The sequence below is a fragment of the Intestinibacter sp. genome (assembly GCF_051866655.1).
Lineage (GTDB): Bacteria > Bacillota > Clostridia > Peptostreptococcales > Peptostreptococcaceae > Intestinibacter.
In genome coordinates this window covers 1-18339 of the sequence record NZ_JBJDXL010000281.1, presented here as the reverse complement: position 1 = coordinate 18339, position 18339 = coordinate 1, and the positions used below count along the sequence as shown (strand labels likewise).

Annotated in this window: 15 protein-coding genes and 1 other annotated feature; of the genes, 1 reads left to right on the top strand and 14 read right to left on the bottom strand. The window is 31.1% G+C overall.

From position 1 onward, the window contains the following. The 14 genes from ACI3VO_RS08425 to ACI3VO_RS08360 form a co-directional block, all read right to left on the bottom strand. Window positions 1-1884: hypothetical protein (locus ACI3VO_RS08425; protein ID WP_439757488.1), on the bottom strand; the 1884-nt coding region annotated here is incomplete at its 3' end. A gap of 45 nt (window positions 1885-1929) precedes the next feature. Then, window positions 1930-2187, bottom strand: coding sequence for an IreB family regulatory phosphoprotein (locus tag ACI3VO_RS08420; RefSeq protein ID WP_320624632.1), 258 nt, complete (start codon window positions 2185-2187; stop codon window positions 1930-1932). A gap of 71 nt (window positions 2188-2258) precedes the next feature. Next, on the bottom strand, window positions 2259-4898 hold the full coding sequence (alaS, locus tag ACI3VO_RS08415; RefSeq protein ID WP_439757487.1) for an alanine--tRNA ligase: 2640 nt from the start codon (window positions 4896-4898) through the stop codon (window positions 2259-2261). A gap of 79 nt (window positions 4899-4977) precedes the next feature. Continuing rightward, window positions 4978-5192, bottom strand: a binding site (T-box leader). A gap of 101 nt (window positions 5193-5293) precedes the next feature. Beyond that, complete coding sequence (mnmA, locus tag ACI3VO_RS08410; protein ID WP_439757486.1) at window positions 5294-6382, bottom strand: tRNA 2-thiouridine(34) synthase MnmA; 1089 nt, start codon at window positions 6380-6382, stop codon at window positions 5294-5296. 135 nt (window positions 6383-6517) lie between these two features. Further along, window positions 6518-6961 (bottom strand): Fe-S cluster assembly scaffold protein NifU, encoded by a 444-nt coding sequence (gene nifU / locus ACI3VO_RS08405; RefSeq protein ID WP_439757485.1) that lies wholly within the window; start codon window positions 6959-6961, stop codon window positions 6518-6520. Window positions 6962-7038: 77 nt separating this feature from the next. Continuing rightward, window positions 7039-8235 (bottom strand): cysteine desulfurase NifS, encoded by a 1197-nt coding sequence (gene nifS / locus ACI3VO_RS08400; protein WP_439757484.1) that lies wholly within the window; start codon window positions 8233-8235, stop codon window positions 7039-7041. A gap of 13 nt (window positions 8236-8248) precedes the next feature. Beyond that, the gene (locus ACI3VO_RS08395; RefSeq protein WP_439757483.1) at window positions 8249-8722 is read right to left on the bottom strand and encodes an RrF2 family transcriptional regulator; all 474 of its coding nucleotides are present in this window, start codon (window positions 8720-8722) and stop codon (window positions 8249-8251) included. Window positions 8723-8884: 162 nt separating this feature from the next. Beyond that, complete coding sequence (locus ACI3VO_RS08390) at window positions 8885-9661, bottom strand: GNAT family N-acetyltransferase (protein WP_439757482.1); 777 nt, start codon at window positions 9659-9661, stop codon at window positions 8885-8887. Window positions 9662-9798: 137 nt separating this feature from the next. Then, window positions 9799-11073: a replication-associated recombination protein A gene (locus tag ACI3VO_RS08385; protein ID WP_439757481.1), complete on the bottom strand. Its 1275-nt coding sequence runs from the start codon at window positions 11071-11073 to the stop codon at window positions 9799-9801. 78 nt (window positions 11074-11151) lie between these two features. Continuing rightward, a complete protein-coding gene (codY, locus tag ACI3VO_RS08380; protein WP_439757480.1) occupies window positions 11152-11937 on the bottom strand; it encodes a GTP-sensing pleiotropic transcriptional regulator CodY in 786 nt (261 codons plus the stop codon). A 180-nt stretch (window positions 11938-12117) separates the two neighbouring features. Continuing rightward, window positions 12118-14199, bottom strand: a complete 2082-nt coding sequence (gene topA / locus ACI3VO_RS08375) for a type I DNA topoisomerase (RefSeq protein WP_439757479.1) — start codon at window positions 14197-14199, stop codon at window positions 12118-12120. 30 nt (window positions 14200-14229) lie between these two features. After that, a complete protein-coding gene (gene dprA, locus ACI3VO_RS08370) occupies window positions 14230-15273 on the bottom strand; it encodes a DNA-processing protein DprA (RefSeq protein ID WP_439757478.1) in 1044 nt (347 codons plus the stop codon). Window positions 15274-15342: 69 nt separating this feature from the next. Then, window positions 15343-16869, bottom strand: coding sequence for a YifB family Mg chelatase-like AAA ATPase (locus ACI3VO_RS08365; RefSeq protein WP_439757477.1), 1527 nt, complete (start codon window positions 16867-16869; stop codon window positions 15343-15345). Window positions 16870-16881: 12 nt separating this feature from the next. Continuing rightward, complete coding sequence (locus ACI3VO_RS08360; RefSeq protein WP_439757476.1) at window positions 16882-17241, bottom strand: YraN family protein; 360 nt, start codon at window positions 17239-17241, stop codon at window positions 16882-16884. Between the two features lie 160 nt (window positions 17242-17401). On the opposite strand from ACI3VO_RS08360, the gene ACI3VO_RS08355 reads away from it, so the two are divergent. Next, a partial coding sequence (locus ACI3VO_RS08355) for a CapA family protein (RefSeq protein WP_439757475.1) occupies window positions 17402-18339 on the top strand: 938 nt, incomplete at its 3' end.

Here is an 18339-nt window from a genome sequence, read left to right as displayed (position 1 = left end):
ACCTTCTTGTATTATTTGGTTTGTAAATACTGATAAATGTGATTCACTTCCCATAATAAAGTCTAATCCTGCAAATGCTACAACTAATAGTACTGCAGCCACACCTATTAATACAATCTTTTTAAAATCCAATTTAACATCGAATATCAACAGTATAAATAGTAAATAAGCTACACATTCTGATATAGCACCGCCGACATTCGCTCCCATAGAAGGCATCGCACTAGTAGCCAAAATAACTATTGCCAATATAACTGCAAGCCATTTTGGTATTTTTTTGTAGTTTAATAAAATAGCCAATGCAAATACGGCACTTGCAATAGTTACACCTTCGTATTCATTACCTACACCGTAGTATCTAGCCCCATTTATAGCATCATAGCTCATTATACAGCCCTTCATAAGAGGTGTACCTAACACACAATCGATTATTATAAGACCTATTGTAATCAATGCATAGAATCCCATCTGTTTTAAATCATCGTGCTTAAACAATTTACGTCCTATCAAATAATAAATAATTGTCATAATCAGTACTCCAACTACTAAGCCTGTTTGAGTTTTAAATTGAAATACAGGAGCTGATAAAAATGCCAACGGCATTATAAGACCTAATTTTATAAGCTCTTTTAAAACTTTAAATATTTGTTCTCTGCCAAATCCCTTTTGTTTTTTAGGTATTTTTTCCTTAAATAATAAAGCTACCATAGCTATAACCCAAGATGCAGAGACTATACCTACAAATGTATTTACAACTGTAGCTCTTATGCTATTTACAGAAACTATTCTCTGATATTTATCTAAAAGCTTTTCTATATTATTTTCATCTTTAACGCTGTTAAATGATTTACCTATCATCAATTCATTTTTCAATCCAAATTGATTTAAAATATCTACACCTATATCGATATTACTTACTATTCCATCTTCTCTTGTTGTTGAAGATTCTAAAAGTCCGTATCCTTCATTTTGGAATTTTATAATAGGAGATAATCTTCTCTTATTTAAATAATCTAAATCACTTTCAAATTCACTTACTATATAAATAGTGTCATTTTCTCCTACCATATCGAATACTTCTTTTAGATATCCATCTATTCTCTGATAAATTCTATTTTTCATAGATTCATAAGTATTTTCATTTAGAGATTTTCTATATTGATCTAATCTATATGTATCTCCAAGCTCTATAAAAATAGCATCGCTACTTTCATAGTATTTTTTTGTCTCTGATTTTAATTTTTCGTAATCAGTTGAAATAGCATATGGCATGGTATTATCTTCGATATTTATATCATCTACGTTGCCTGACTCAACTCTACCGTATTGATCCATACATACTAATGCTAAATTTCTTATTTTTTTGATTTCTCCACTTTTTTCTATATCACTATTTCCAAGTAAAGCAACCTTTAGGTTATTTTCCTGTAATGTAGAACCAAGCATACCTAAAGTTGCTCCATAGCTTCCATAATCGAGATTTTGATTTATATTTCTATTTATTTTTAAGTTGTTGATTTCAAGTGGCTTAACTCCTGTCACAGATTCGAATTGTACCTTTTCGTCTTCGTTTAAATTTTCAAATTTATTGTAATCCTCATCTAAAACATTAGCTCTAACACCCGCACCTATACTAGCAAAAGATTTTTGGTCTGTATTTGAACCACCATCACCTTTAGTCGTCATAAGTGCGACATAACCACTATTTTGTGTTTTTTGCTTGATTGTAGGTATCTCAAGTAAATTTTCTAAGCTAGTCCTATTTAAACTGATATATATGACCTTTCCATTTGAATTTTCAGCTGTATCTGCATATATACTAGACATGGAAAAGCTTAAACATACTATTAGTGATAATAAAAAGGATATTAATCTTTTTTTCATTAAGCTACCTCTTTCTATTTTTAATTCAAAAAGCAAGAACTCCAATTATTTAGATAAATAGCTTTTTAATAATTCTTTTAACAATTCATCTCTTTCGTATTTTTTGATTATAGTTCTCGCATTTCTATTGCTTGTTATATAACTCGAATCCCCAGAAAGTATATATCCTATAATTTGATCAATTGGATCATAGCGCTTCTTTTCATCTAAAGCCTCATATACGTACTCAAGAGTTTCTCTTATAGTTAATTTACCTTCTGATATTCCTTCAAATTTCATCGTATAATCTAAATTTTTATCCATCTTAAAGCCCCCTATTAAAATTAAAATCCCAAAAGCTCTAAAAATTAGAGCCTTTGGTAATTTTCAAAGTATTATTTTACTTGGCTTTTGATAACCTCACTAGCATAGCTTAGAGCTTCATCTATCTTTGTAGCGTCAGGTGCTCCAGCTTGAGCCATGTTAGGTCTTCCGCCACCTTTTCCACCTGCTATTTTAGCGATTTCTTTTACTATGTTTCCACTGTGGATTCCTTTTTCTATTACGTCTTTAGTTGCTGTAACTACGAAGTTTACTTTAGAATCACTTACATTAGAGATTGCTACTACACCGCTTTGTAATTTGTCTCTTAGATTATCTGCCATTTCCTTTAATGAATTCATATCCATTCCTTCGAATTTTGCAGTTACTAAGTTAACTCCATTTACTTCTACCTTAGAATCCATAACCTTATCAGCTGATTGTAAGCTCATTTTAGCTTTTACATCGTGTAATTCTTTTGCTAGAGATTTATTTTCTTCTACTAAAGCATGTGCTCTATTTATTAGGTTGTCTTCTTTTGTTTTTAGAGCAGTACAAGCTTCTTCTATTAATTCATCTCTTGAATTTAAGTATTCGTATACACTTCTTCCTGTAATAGCTTCTATTCTTCTTACTCCAGCTGCTACTCCACCTTCAGATAGTATCTTGAATAATCCTACTTGTGAAGTATTTGTTAAGTGAGTACCTCCACAAAGTTCAATTGAATAATCTCCCATAGATACAACTCTTACTTCGTCGCCGTATTTTTCACCAAATAAAGCCATAGCACCTTTATTCTTAGCTTCATTTATACCCATAACTTCACAGTTTATATCAAGAGATTGTAAAATAACGTCGTTTACTTTTCTTTCTACTATTTCTAGTTCGTCCTTTGATATTGGTTCAAAGTGAGTTATATCGAATCTAAGTCTATCTGGAGTTACTAATGAACCTGCTTGGTTAACGTGTTCTCCTAAAGTTTCTTTTAAAGCCTTGTGTAATAAGTGAGTAGCTGAATGGTTTCTAGCAGATGCCATTCTTAATTCTCTATTTACTAATGATTTTAAATCATCTTTAGTATTTATGCTACCTTTTTTCACAATACCTATGTGTTTTATTGTATTATTTGCACCTTTTTTAGTATTTATAACTTCAAATACTGCATTTTCATTTTCTAATATACCATGGTCACCAACTTGACCTCCACCTTCTGCATAGAAAGTAGTTTTGTCAAGTACTACTACTGCTTCGTCTCCTTCTTTTATAGTATCTACTATTTGGTCGTCTTTAACTATAGCAGTTACTTTACCTACAGTTGTAAGATGATTGTATCCTTCGAATGTAGATGCCACAGAAGAATCTAAAGTAGAAAGTGGATCTTCTTTCCAGCTTTCACCTTCCATATTACCTCTAGCATTTCTAGCTCTTTCTCTTTGTTTGTCCATTTCTTCGTTAAAGCCATCTTCATCTAGGTCAAATCCAACTTCTTCTAGTATTTCTTGAGTTAAATCCATTGGGAATCCATAAGTATCGTATAATTTAAATACTTTTTCACCAGCTAATGTCTTTTGGCCACTTGCTTTTAATTCTTCTATATAAGAATTTAATATTTCACTACCTTGATCTATTGTTTCATTGAATTTTTCTTCTTCTATTTTTATAACCTTTTTGATATATCCTTCTTTTTCAACAAGCTCTGGATAAGCTTCTCCACTGACTTCTTTAACTACATCGAATAAATTGTATAGGTAGTCTTCTTTTATTCCTAATAATTTACCGTGACGAGCAGCTCTTCTTAGTAATCTTCTAAGAACATATCCACGTCCTTCATTTGATGGAAGTACACCGTCAGCTATCATAAAGCTTGTTGCTCTTATATGGTCAGTTATTATTCTTATAGATACGTCTTTTTTGTGATCTTCACCGTATTTTACACCTGAAATTTTTTCTATTTCGTCTATTATAGCTCTTATAGTATCTACCTCGAATATGTTGTCTACATCTTGCATTATGCAACCCATTCTTTCAAGACCCATACCAGTATCTATGTTTTTATGTTCAAGAGAAGGATAGCTACCATCTTCTTGTCTGTCAAATTGAGTGAATACTAAGTTCCAGAATTCTAAGTATCTATCGCAATCACATCCTGGTTTACAGTCAGGGCTTCCACATCCATATTCAGGACCTCTATCGTAGTACATTTCTGAACAAGGTCCACATGGTCCTAGACCTATTTCCCAGAAGTTATCGTCTTTACCTAATCTTACTATTCTTTCTGCTGGTATACTTGTATGCTTTAACCATAAATCATGAGCTTCATCATCGTCTAAATAAACTGTAACCCATATTTTTTCTTCTGGTATATGTAGATGTTCAGTTACAAATTCCCAAGCCCATTTTATAGCATCTTCCTTGAAGTAATCTCCAAATGAGAAGTTACCCATCATTTCGAAGAAAGTACCATGTCTAGCAGTTTTACCTACATTTTCTATATCTCCAGTTCTTATACATTTTTGAACTGTACTCATTCTGTTTTTTGGTGGAACTTCAACTCCTGAAAAATAATTTTTAAGTGGAGCCATACCTGAGTTTATTAAAAGTAAACTTTTGTCGTTTTTAGGTATTAAAGAAGAACTCTTACCTATATAATGTTCCTTAGATTCAAAGAAATCTGAGAAAGCTTTTCTTATTTCATTACAACCCATTTTTTTCATAATTTATTACCTCCTAAACCTTCAATGTCTTACAATTTGATTGTTATAAAATTAAAAAACCTCGCACCTATAAATAAATTATAGGGGCGAGGTGTATTCGCGGTACCACCCTAGTTACCATATAAATGGCATCTTCGGAAAACCTTAGCTATAACGTAACTACCGGCAATTCATACTAAGCTCCGAATTGCTACTCCAAGACTGCTTCAAATATCCTGTACTTAAAGACTCTCACCTATGTCCTCTCTCTGTAAAGCCATCGAATATTTTACTATTCCTCTTCGCTGTATTTTAAATATTAATTACTAATATTAATTTAAATTATAAATCGCATTTTGTCAACAAATATTTTATTTTAAAAGCCCTATTTAAAGATTATCAAGTCGAATTTTTATCTAAAAGCTACTTTCGATTATACCTCCGCCGACTACTTTATCTCCGTCGTACATAACTACAGACTGTCCCTTTGTTATAGCTCTTTGTGCTTCGTCGAATACTATCTTAATCTTGTCCTTTGCGACCTTGTAAACTGTGGCATCTGCTGGTCTTGCAGAGTATCTTACCTTAGCCTTAACTCTAATAGGCTCTGTGATATCTTCTACTGATATAAAGTTTACGTCCTTTGCAATTAAGTTATGCTTGAATAAATCCTCGTTATCTCCTAATACTACAGTATTATTCTTGGCATTTATATCTATTACAAACATAGGCTTCCCAAATGCTATACCTAAGCCCTTACGTTGTCCTATAGTGTAATTTACGATACCTTTATGTCTTCCAAGTACCTTACCATTAGTATCTACAAAATTTCCTTCTTTTATTCTTTTATTTGAATGTCTTTTTACGTAATTTGCATAGTCGTTGTCTTTTACGAAACATATCTCTTGGCTGTCTGGCTTATTATGTACTATAAGTCCAAGCTCCTTAGCCATTTCTCTTACTTTATCCTTTTCATAATCACCTATAGGAAGCAATGTATGCTCTAGTTGATCTTGTGTCATATTGTATAGAGCGTAAGTTTGGTCCTTTTTATCTGTAACTGATTTTGTAAGTAGATATCTACCTGTCTCTTCATCCTTTTCAATTCTAGCATAATGACCTGTAGCTACATAGTCACATCCTATTTGTTTAGCCCTTCTGTATAAATCGTCAAATTTTATATGCTTATTGCAAGCTATACATGGATTTGGCGTTCTCCCATTTATATATTCATCTATAAAATAATCTATTACCTTCTCTTTAAATACTTCTTTAAAGTTCAACACGTAAAATGGTATGTCTAACTTTTGAGCAACACTTCTCGCATCTTCTACGGCTTCTAAAGAGCAGCATCCACCTTCATTTTCTATTAAGTCGTACTCCTCATCGTCTTGCCACAATTTCATAGTTACTCCAATTACATCGTATCCTTGTTTTTTTAATAAATAAGCTGCAACAGAGCTGTCTACTCCACCGCTCATACCTATCATTACCTTTTTCTTCATTCTACTCTATCACCTCGTTTTTATATTATATCTATTTTGCGATAAATTTAAAAGTATTAAACAAAAAATATATCGAAAATGAAAAAATCTTTGAGAAAGCCCCAAAGATTTTTCCTTTATTTAATTTAGTAATTATTATTCATCGTCTTCTTCTACACCATGGTCATGATCTTCGTCTGGAACGAAATCATCTAATTCAGGTATGCTTACGTTGTTTTTCTTAGCATAATCTAAAAGAGCAGCTTTTATAGCTTGTTCTGCTAAAACTGAACAGTGCATTTTTACTGGTGGAAGTCCATCTAAAGCTTCTGCTACAGCTTTGTTTGTTAATGCTAAAGCTTCATGTATGCTTTTACCTTTTATAAGCTCTGTAGCCATTGATGAACTAGCTATTGCAGAACCACATCCAAATGTTTGGAATTTAACGTCTTTTATTATTTCGTCTTCAACATCTAAATAGATTTTCATTATATCTCCACATTTAGCGTTTCCTACTTCACCTACACCGCTTGCATTTTCTATTTCACCAACATTTCTTGGATTTAAGAAATGTTCCATTACTTTATCACTATATTGCATAATCTTGTTCCTCCTAAATTAATTCTATATTCTCTATCTATTATTAAAGCTTATATTATTATAAGTCGATTTTCAAATTATTTTTCTTCTGGATGTTCTTTTAAATAAGTTTGATATAATGGAGATAATTCTCTAAGTCTAGCTATTACCTTTGGTAAATTTTCTAGTATATAATCTATATCGTCTTCAGTTGTGAAATCTCCAACTGTAAGTCTTAAAGAACCATGAGCTAATTCATGTGGTAATCCTAAAGCCATAAGTACATGTGATGGATCTAATGAACCTGATGTACAAGCTGAACCACTTGATGCTCCTATTCCTAATTGATCAAGAAGTAATAGTATTCCTTCACCTTCTATGAATTCAAATGATATATTTGCATTACCTGGTAATCTGTCAGTTCTATGACCGTTTATTTTTACATGTGGTATAGTTTCAACTATTCCATTTAATAATTTTTCTCTAAGTCTTGTAAGCTCTGTTACATGGTGTTCCATATTAGCTTTAGCAAGCTCTGCTGCTTTTCCATATCCTACTATTGCAGGTATATTTTCTGTACCAGCTCTTTTCTTTTTCTCTTGAGCTCCACCATGTATAAAGTTGTGAATTTTTACACCTTTCTTAACAAATAAAGCACCTATTCCTTTAGGTCCATATATTTTATGTCCAGACATACTCATTAAATCTACATCTAGATCTTTTACGTCTACTGGTATATTACCACTTGCTTGAACTGCATCTGTATGCATTAAAGCTCCATATTGATGAGCTATTTTAGTTATTTCTTTTATAGGTTGTATAGTTCCCACTTCATTATTAGCGTACATTACACTTACAAGTATTGTATTATCACTTATAACGCTCTTTAATTGATCTAAATCTACTTTACCTTCTGCATCTACATCTAAGTAAGTAACTTCAAATCCATGAACCTTTTGTAAGTATTCGCAAGTGTGAAGTATAGCATGATGCTCTATTTTAGTAGTTATTATATGATTTCCTTTGTCCTTTCTCGCAAAAGCAGTTCCTTCTAAAGCCCAGTTATCACTTTCAGTACCACCATTAGTGAAAAATACTTCCCTTGGTTCAGCATTTATTAAAGCTGCAACTTGAGCTCTGGCTTTGTCTAATCCTTCTTTTGCTTCTCTACCAAATTGATGGAAGCTTGAAGCGTTACCAAAATATGTTGTATAGTAAGGCATCATAGCCTCTAAAACTTCTTTTTTAACTGGTGTAGTTGCTGAATAATCCATATATAATCTTCTTTTTTCCATAATAGTCATCTCCCTATTTTTTTATTTCATTATTCATCAAGCAATAAATATCATTTTCTAATCTATTTATATTATTATTTTCATAATAATCGTTTACCATATCACAAAGTGTAATAGATTTCATGACATCCTCTATAGCATCTCTCATCTTAGCCCATACTAGCTTTGTAACACAGCTATTTGAATTTTCACATACCCCTTCATCTGATAAACAATCAGAAATCGATATAGGTCCTTCAAGTACAACTAATATGTCGTATACTGTTATATCACTTGCCCTCCTAGATAATAAATACCCACCTTGGGCACCCCTTACACTTTTTATTAGATTAGCTTTTTTTAATTTTGAAAAAATCTGTTCTAAATACTGCTCAGGTATATTTTGTTTACTGGCAATACTTTTTATTGATACAGGTCCTTTACTATGGTTAAGTGATAATTCAAACATAGCCTTGAGCCCGTATCTACCTTTTGTTGATAATTTCATTTTATCACCCTTTTTATTCCTACTTTTTTGGTAGGATTTCTCTTTCTGATATTATTGTATTATACCCTAGTAATTTTGTCAACATTAATTTAGACTATTTTAGTCGGAATTAAAAGTTTTTTCTAAACCTATTGAAAATACTATGTTTTTTTAGATTATATTTTATTCTTTGTAGTATATGCTCCAGTTATCTATCGTTTCAAATCCTAGTTTTTTATAAATTTTACCCGCCTCTTCATTATCGTAAAACAAGCAAGGAATTATATTTTTATCTAAAAGCTCACTACAAAGCTTCATCATACACTTAGTAGCAAGACCTCTATTTCTATAATCATGATGAGTTCCAACACCTATAATCATAGCCGTGTTTTTATTTTCAGCTGTTGATTTTGCCATAGAAATTATCTTCTTTTTGTGTTCAATACAATAGCCCCTCCCACTTCTTAAATTTAACCTTACATTTTCTATCGTCGTATTTTGAAATTCATCTATTTCTTCGTATAGCTTTACGACCTTTTTCATATTAAATATATTTATTTTTTTTAATTTAAAATTATCATCAATCTCTTCTTCGTATTTATCTATAGATAATAATCTACATAAATGAACCTTTCTATATTTGAGCATGCCTAGTTTATTTGCAATTAAATCTATACAGCTAGATTTACCACTTATCTCATTGAACTCCATATCTGAAATCAATTCACAAAATCCGTCTACATCAAAATCTCCGTAAGAATAAAAGGTTAAATATTCAAAGCATTTGAAGAGGATTCCATTTATATTTCCATCTTCGTCTATATCGCAATATATTTTATAAAATATATTTTCAAATCCGTAATTTTTTAATTCCTGTAAGCTAAATGTATTAATTTCCTTTTCTAAATTTAAATATTCTATGACTTTTTTTTCATACTTTCTATCTATTTTTTTAATCATTTAAATCCCCCAAATTACCTCTACTCCTTTTTAATTCTACTTTAAAATAAAGCTTTTCTATCAATATTATAAATATTACCAATTTTATAATCAACAAAGAAAAATCCTCTACTTCAATATGATAGAGGATTTTTCTACTAAAATTCATTTTTTAATTTTTTCCAATATTGTTCAAATGATAATTCATTTTTATTATTTCCAGCTTCATAGTACTTTTTATCCTTGATAGCATCTGGAAGATATTGTTGGTCTATATAATTATTTTTGTAATCGTGAGGATATTTATATTCTAATCCTCTACCTAATTTTTTTGCTCCAGCATAATGTGCATCTTTTAGATAATCTGGTATTTCTCCTATCTCTGTATTATCTAAATCGTATAATGCCTTATCAATAGCCGTTATAACTGAATTTGACTTAGGACATCTAGCTAAATATATAGTCGCCTGAGCTAGTGGCAATTTTGCCTCTGGAAAGCCCAGTTTTAGTGCTGATTCAACACATGCATTTGTTATAGTGACAGCTTGCGGAACTGCAAGTCCTACATCCTCACTGGCCACACATAAAAGCCTTCTAATTATAGACTGCATATCCTGTGTTTTTATAAGTCGAGCTAGATAATGGATTGCTGCATTTTCATCAGATCCTCTAAGTGATTTATGAAAGGCAGATAATATAGAGTAGCTGTCGTCACCTTTGTTGTCGTAATTCATTATCTTTACACTAGAGCAGTTTATTGTGTCCTCCAATGTTATATTCACTGAATTGCTTCCTATATCTATTCCTATATTGAATACGAGCTCTAGCTTATTCAAAGCACTTCTCATATCTCCATTACATGTATTTGCTATATATTTTAAGGCTTCTTCTTCGACATTTATACTCTCATATGTATACAAATCATTTAATTTACTTACAGCTCTTTTAAGACCTTTATAAATATCCTCCTTTATTATAGGCTTGAATTCAAATACAGTACTTCTACTTAAAATAGCCTTGTACACTACAAAATAAGGATTATCTGCCGTACTAGCTATCAAGGTTACAGAGCCATCTTCTATTACCTCAAGTAGAGATTGCTGCTGCTTTTTATTTAATGCTTGTATTTCATCGAGCATCAATATTATTCCATTATATGAAAACAAATCTCTCTTGCTATTGTCTATCGCCTCTTTTATTTCCTTGACTCCACAATTGACTGCATTTAACTTTATGTACTTTTTCCCGGTTACATTAGCTATTATATTCGCCAAAGTTGTCTTTCCTGTTCCAGGAGGACCGTATAAAATCATATTTGGAATAGTTTTATTTTCTATTAGTTTGTTTATTATCTTCCCCTTGCCGATTATATGTGATTGCCCCACCATATCGTCTATAGTCTCTGGTCTTAGTTTATCTGCTAAAGGTTGCATATTTTTTCTCCTTATTTGGAATATAATATGAAAAAATCCTTCTTTAATTAAGAAGGATTTTTTCATAAATTTTATAGATTAATAATTATTTCTTACTTTTTTAAGCTCTGGTATTAATTTGTCATTAAGTATTTTTATATGAGTTCCCTTCATACCTAAAGATCTAGATTCAATAACACCGGCACTTTCAAATTTTCTCAAGGCATTTACGATTACTGATCTTGTTATTCCAACTCTATCAGCTATTTTACTAGCTACTAATAGACCTTCTTTACCATTTAATTCATTAAATATATGCTCAACTGCTTCAAGCTCAGAATAAGAAAGAGTTCCTATTGCCATTTGAACTACAGCTTTTTTACGCATTTCAATTTCTAATTCTTCAGTTTGAGATTTTAGTATTTCCATACCTATTACAGTAGCACTATATTCTGATATAACTAAATCATCATCATTAAAAGTCTTGTCGTATCTTGATAATACTAATGATCCTAATCTTTGGCCACTTCCAAGTATTGGAACTATTGTCAAGTATTTTTCACTTCTATTGTATTCGTCTGGGAATAATTTTACTAACTCTTCTCCTGTTAAATTGTCTAGTGTTTCTGACACTTTAAGTAAGCTATCATTATATTCCTTTGAAAATTTCTTTTGTTTTGTCTCTTCATCCTCTATAACAGAACTATCTTGTATGTCTGTAAGATATAGGCCTAATACTTTACCCTTTGTGTTTAAAACATAGACATTAGCATCTAAAACTTCTCCTAATGTCTCTGCTAATCTATCAAAAGATACTTTAGTTCCACTACTAGTTTGCAAAGTTTTATTTATTCTTCTAGTTTTTTGTAGCACTTCACTTGCCATATTATCCTCTCCTTAATTTAAGTCAATATAATATAAATTTATTACTCTAATCTAACTCTGTGATATAATTAACAGCCTCACAATGTAATATTAACATATTTTTTTATCCAATTCAACAAATATAATTTAATATTTTAAATTTTCACGCATTTCAATAATATTATTTTTAATTGTAATTTTTTATTCTTCTTCGACAATCTTTTCGTTTTTACATTCTTTATTTGAGCAAACTATTTTCTTACCTGATTTTGAATATTTTTCATACATATAAGAACCACATTCCTCACAGACCTCTTCAACTGGTTTATTCCATGCTACAAAATCACATTCTGGATAATTTGAGCATCCGTAAAATGCCTTATTCTTTTTACTTTTTCTCATTATCACATCTCCGTCTTTACATTTTGGACATTTTACACCAATTTTATTGACAATAGGTCTAGTATTTTTACATTCTGGATAATTTTTACAAGCCATAAATTTGCCAAATCGACCGTATTTTATCACCATATTAGCACCACAGATTTCGCAGATTTCATCGGTTTCTTCATCCATATTTACTTTTTCTATTTTTTCCATAGCGATTCTAATAGCTTCCTTCAATGGTGAATAAAACTCTTCGACTACTTTTTTCCATTCTGCATTTCCCTCTTCGATTTCGTCTAATTGAGATTCCATATCGGCAGTAAAATCTACATCCATAAATTTTTGGAAATTTTCATCTAGTATTTTTGTAACTATTATCCCTAGCTCAGTTGGAAGTAAACTAGTCCCGTCTTTTTCAACATATCCTCTGTTTAATATAGTAGTTATAGTAGGCGCATATGTACTTGGTCTTCCTATTCCAAGTTCTTCTAAAGTCTTTACTAAGCTCGCCTCTGTATATCTAGGTGGAGGAGATGTAAAATGTTGAGCTGGATCTTCTTTTTGTATAGTTAAATTTTCACCTTCGCTCAAACCTGGAAGTATTTTATCTTCCCTTTCTGTAAAGTTATATATTTTTGTATATCCATCAAATTTAAGCTTAGAGCCAGTTGCTTTAAATACTAAATTTGAAATTTTACATTCTACATTTAAAACATCAAATACAGAGTCCTCCATTTGACTTGCCACAAATCTTCTCCAAATCAAATTGTAAAGCTTATATTGATCCCTACTCAAAGAATCCTTTATACTATCTGGTGTTCGCTCCACAGAAGTTGGTCTGATGGCTTCGTGAGCATCTTGTACTTTTTTATCTTCTTTTTTAGATTTATTTTCTTTTGTTTGGTTTTTATAATAATTTTCTCCTATTGATTCTACTATATAATCCTTAGCCTTTTCCTTTGCTTCTTCTGATATTCTCTTAGAATCTGTTCTTATATAAGATATAAGACCTACAGTTCCTTCCCCTTTTATATCAATACCTTCATAAAGCTCTTGAGCTACCATCATAGTCTTCTTAGTTGTAAAATTCAGTTTATTTGCAGCATCCTGTTGAAGTACACTTGTAGTAAACGGCTTTGGAGCTGACTTTCTACGACTTTTAGATTCTATTTTATTTACTATTAAATCATTATTTTTTACTATTTCTAAGATTTCTTTTACTTGCTCTTCATTTTCTAATTCTATTTTTTTGCCGTCTTCTCCATAGAATTTTAAAACAAATTCTTCACCATCTTTATTTTTTACAATCAAATCTATTGTCCAGTATTCCTTAGGTATAAAAGAGTTAATTTCCTCTTCTCTCTCACAGACTAACTTTGTAGTCACGGATTGAACTCTACCTGCACTTAAGCCTTTTCTGACCTTTTGCCATAAAATAGGACTTATTTGATATCCTAAAAGTCTATCTAAAACCCTTCTCGCCTGCTGAGCATCAACTAAATCTAGATTTATACTTCTTGGATTTTTTATAGCTTTTTTAATCGCATCCTTTGTTATTTCGTGAAATTCTATTCTACATTCTTCTTTTTCATCTATATTTAAAATATAAGATAAATGCCAAGAAATTGCCTCCCCTTCTCTATCGGGGTCGGTCGCTAGATAAACTCTCTTAGCTTTTTTAGCTTCTTTTTTTAGTTCCTTGATTACATCTCCTTTTCCCCTAATATTTATATATTTTGGTTCAAAGTTATTTTCTATATCAACGCCTAATTGACTTTTAGGTAAATCTCTTACATGTCCTACAGAAGCCTTTACTGTATAGTGACTTTTTCCTAAAAACTTTTCTATTGTTTTAGCCTTAGCTGGCGATTCGACAATTACTAATGCTTTCGCCATATTTTATTACACCCCCACTTACTTTTTCGGTTAAACGTTAAATCCATAAGTTTTATTTTCCATTTCAATAATATAATCGTTTATCAATAGTTCATTTATATTTGAATTTATTGTCTTTATATCAATATCAGTATAATTACAAATATCATCTATTTTTATATTACCTTGTTTTTTCATTAAATCTAAAATTGCAATTTGCTCACAATTTAAGCCCTTAATATCATATTCTATACTATCTTTAGAATTATTTAAAGAAGAAAATTCACACTCGTCCATAATATCTTTAAAATTTCTAGTTACTTTTGCACCTTTTTCTAAAAGTTCATTACATCCTTCGCTCTTTGGAGAATTTATAGGTCCTGGTATTGCCAAAACCGATCTATTCTGCTGTAAAGCATAATTTGCAGTGGTTAAAGCACCACTACCATCTGCTGCTTCTACAACTAAAGTTCCTTTACACAGCCCGCTTATAATTCTATTTCTCTGAACAAAATTTGAAGGATATATTTTTGAACTAATAAAAAACTCCGATATTACGGCTCCACCATTTTCTAAAATTTTTTCGGCTACAGGTATATTTGTAGCTGGTCTTATCTCGTCTATAGGACCTCCCAATATCGCAGCAGTTTTTCCATTTTTACCTTTTATACACGCCATATGTGCTTCAGAATCAATTCCCAAAGCAAGTCCACTTACAATATTTACACCCATAGAGGACAATTCTTCTGTTAATTTTCTAACACAATATAATCCGTATTGTGTAGGAGTTCTCGAACCCACCACAGCTAATGTCTGCTCCATTTTTAAAAAAGAAATATCTCCTTTATAAAATAATATAGGCGGAGGCAACGCAATATGCCTTAATTGTTCTGGATAATTTTCATCCTCAATACAAACACATTGTATTTTGTTATTATATAAAATTTCTTTAATTTTATCAATTCGTGAATAGCTTCTATATTTTACTATATTTCTTAATAATTTTGAATCCAATTTTTTATTTTTAAGAATTTCCCCTTTATTTACCTGCATTAAATTTTCCAGTGTTCCAAATTCTTCTTTTAATATATCCACTTCTAGGTTATTTATTCTATATATAGAACTTAAAAGCAAGTACATGTCCTTTTTTTCCATATTTTCACCTCATTTAAAATATTTGTAATAACCCTTTCTATATGAAAAAGCCTCTAGTATATGACTTTTATTTATATTTTCACTCGATTCTAAATCTGCTATAGTTCTAGCAGTTTTAAGTAATTTAGTGTAGCTTCTGTTGCTCAGCTTGTATTTATCGAATATTTTTTTAGCAATTTGATTGCTTTCTTTATCTAATTTACAGTATTTATTTATTTGAGATGATTTTATTTCATTGTTGCTCTTTATATCGCTATCTTTAAATCTATTTTTTTGCATATTCTTTGCATTTTCAACTCTCTTCTTTATACTAGCAGAGGATTCATTAAAGTTATCATCACTAAATTCACCGTGTTCAACTGAATCAACTGCCAAAAATAAATCAAATCTATCTAAAATCGGTCCTGAAATTTTATTTTTATATCTTATCATTTCATATGCTGAACATTTACATGGAATATCAGACATAAAATAGCCACACGGACAAGGATTCATCGCGGCAATTATCAATGATTTACAAGGGTACTTTATATATCCTTTAAGCCTAGATAGGTTTATGTAGCCATCCTCCATAGGTTGTCTCAATATTTCCAAATCTCTAAACTCCTGTAACTCATCTAAGAATAAAGTACCCCTATGAGCTAAAACAATTTCTCCTGGAGTAGACTTAACCCCACCTCCAATTAAAGAAATTGTCGTAGCGCTATGGTGTGGCGCTCTAAAGGGCCTTTTATTGACTATACCTATATTATTATCGATAAGTCCAGCTATGCTGTAGATCTTACTTACCTCGATCATTTCCTCCTTATCTAAATCAGGCAATATAGTCCTAATTCTTCTCGCCATCATAGTTTTACCTGTGCCAGGAGGGCCTATTAAAAGTGTATTATGATTTCCTGCAGCTGCAATTTCCAACCCTCTTTTTACAAAGTAATTGCCCTTTACATCAGAAAAATCCTCTTCGTACTCCTCTTCTTGTGTATTCTTATTTATATTAGAGAATAAATCACTTAAATTTAAATCTATTTTCCCATTTATGTACTCTATACACTGTCTTAAATTTTTTACAGGAATTACTTCTATTCCATCTACATATGAGCTTTCTAACAAATTCTCATAAGGTATAAATATCCTCTTATATCCTTTTTCCTTTGCACTTAAAACTATAGGTAAAACCCCTCTTATTTTCTTTAAAGTTCCGTCTAATGACAGCTCTCCAACAAATACAGTTTCTCTAAAATAATCTGCTCCTCTTGTTATGTAGTTCATAACTAGTCCGATAGATATCGGCAAATCTAGTAGAGAACCCTCCTTCTTTATATCTGCTGGAGATAAGTTTACAACAATTCTCTTAGTCGGAAAATCATATTCACTATTTATAATTGCCGATTTTACTCTCTCTTTAGCCTCTTTTATCTCCATACTAGCTAACCCAACTATATTAAAACAAGGCATTCCTCTAGTAATATCGACCTCGACATTGACTATAAAGCCATTTATCCCTGATAGATTACATGAATTTACTATACTTAACATATTATCCCTTTCCTAAAATGCATTTTCTATATGGTTTATCCTCTCTTCATCGAAATAAACCTCTACAACATCAAACCTCATTTCGCAATTTCTTAAATTATTCTCCAAAATGTAGTACTTCGCTACAGCAGTTATCTTTTTGATTTTTTTTAAATTTACAGCCTCACAGGCTAACCCGTAATTTTTAGATGTCCTAGATTTTACTTCTACAAATACTATTTTATTTTCAAACCTTGCAATTATATCTACCTCGCCAAATTTAGTCCTGTAATTTGTACAAATTATATTCATGCCTATTGAAACGAGATATTTTCGAGCTATTTTTTCGCCTATTTTGCCTTTCTTTACGTTATCTAGAGATTTAATATTCATAAATGACACCTGCTATTTTCAAAATTTAATTTTCCAAATGTAGACTTTTTTATTTTAGTCATAAAAGTTACAATATATACACTTTTTTAGATTTTAATTGAAAATTTTTACAATTAAATATATTATAAATAATGAATACGTTTCTAATAGGGGGTAAATCATGAATAAAAAGAAAAATTCTAAAAAAACAAAACTAAGTAAAAACGGGAAAATGTTTTTAGGTGGTTTATTAGTAATTATATTAGTTGTAATAATTGCAGGGGTTAAAATATTAAATAAACCAGATAATACATCAGTAGTTGATAACATAAATAAAACAGATACAAAAGTTGAAACATATGAAGCCTCACTAACTGCATGTGGTGATGTCATGGCCCATATGCCTCAGCTCAAGGCACAATACAACGCCTCTACTAAGGAATATTCTTTTGATAACAACTACAAATATGTAAAAAAATACATAGAAAAATCAGACTTGGCAATAGCGAATTTAGAAACTACTCTTTGTAAAGACGATGTATACGCATACAGCTCTTACCCAACCTTTAACACACCAGATGCAATTGCAGACGCCTTAAAAAATGCTGGTTTTGACTTACTATCTACTATTAACAACCACAGCTTTGACATGTCTAGCCTCGGAGTTGAACGTACATTAGCTACTCTAAAGGAAAAGGGCTTTGATACTGTAGGTACTAGAGAAAATGAACCAGACGACGAGTACATAATAGAAAATGTAAACAACATAAAGCTAGGTATCACATCATATTCTTACGGTGAAATAAAAAACGGAACTAAATATTTAAACGGCATAAAAGTATCAAGCGATAAAAATGACTTGATGAATGTATTTAACGCTACAGATTCAGATGAAGCTTTCAATACAATCTACTCTACTGTCGAAAAATACAAAGATAACACAGATATGCAAATAGTAATTCTCCACTGGGGTGACGAATACAGTAGAACTCCTAGCACCTTCCAAACAGAGCTTGCACAAAAGCTTTGCGATGCAGGTGTAGATATTATAATAGGCTCTCATCCTCATGTAGTTCAACCTGTTGAGATGATAAAATCAAGCGATGGAAACCACGAAAC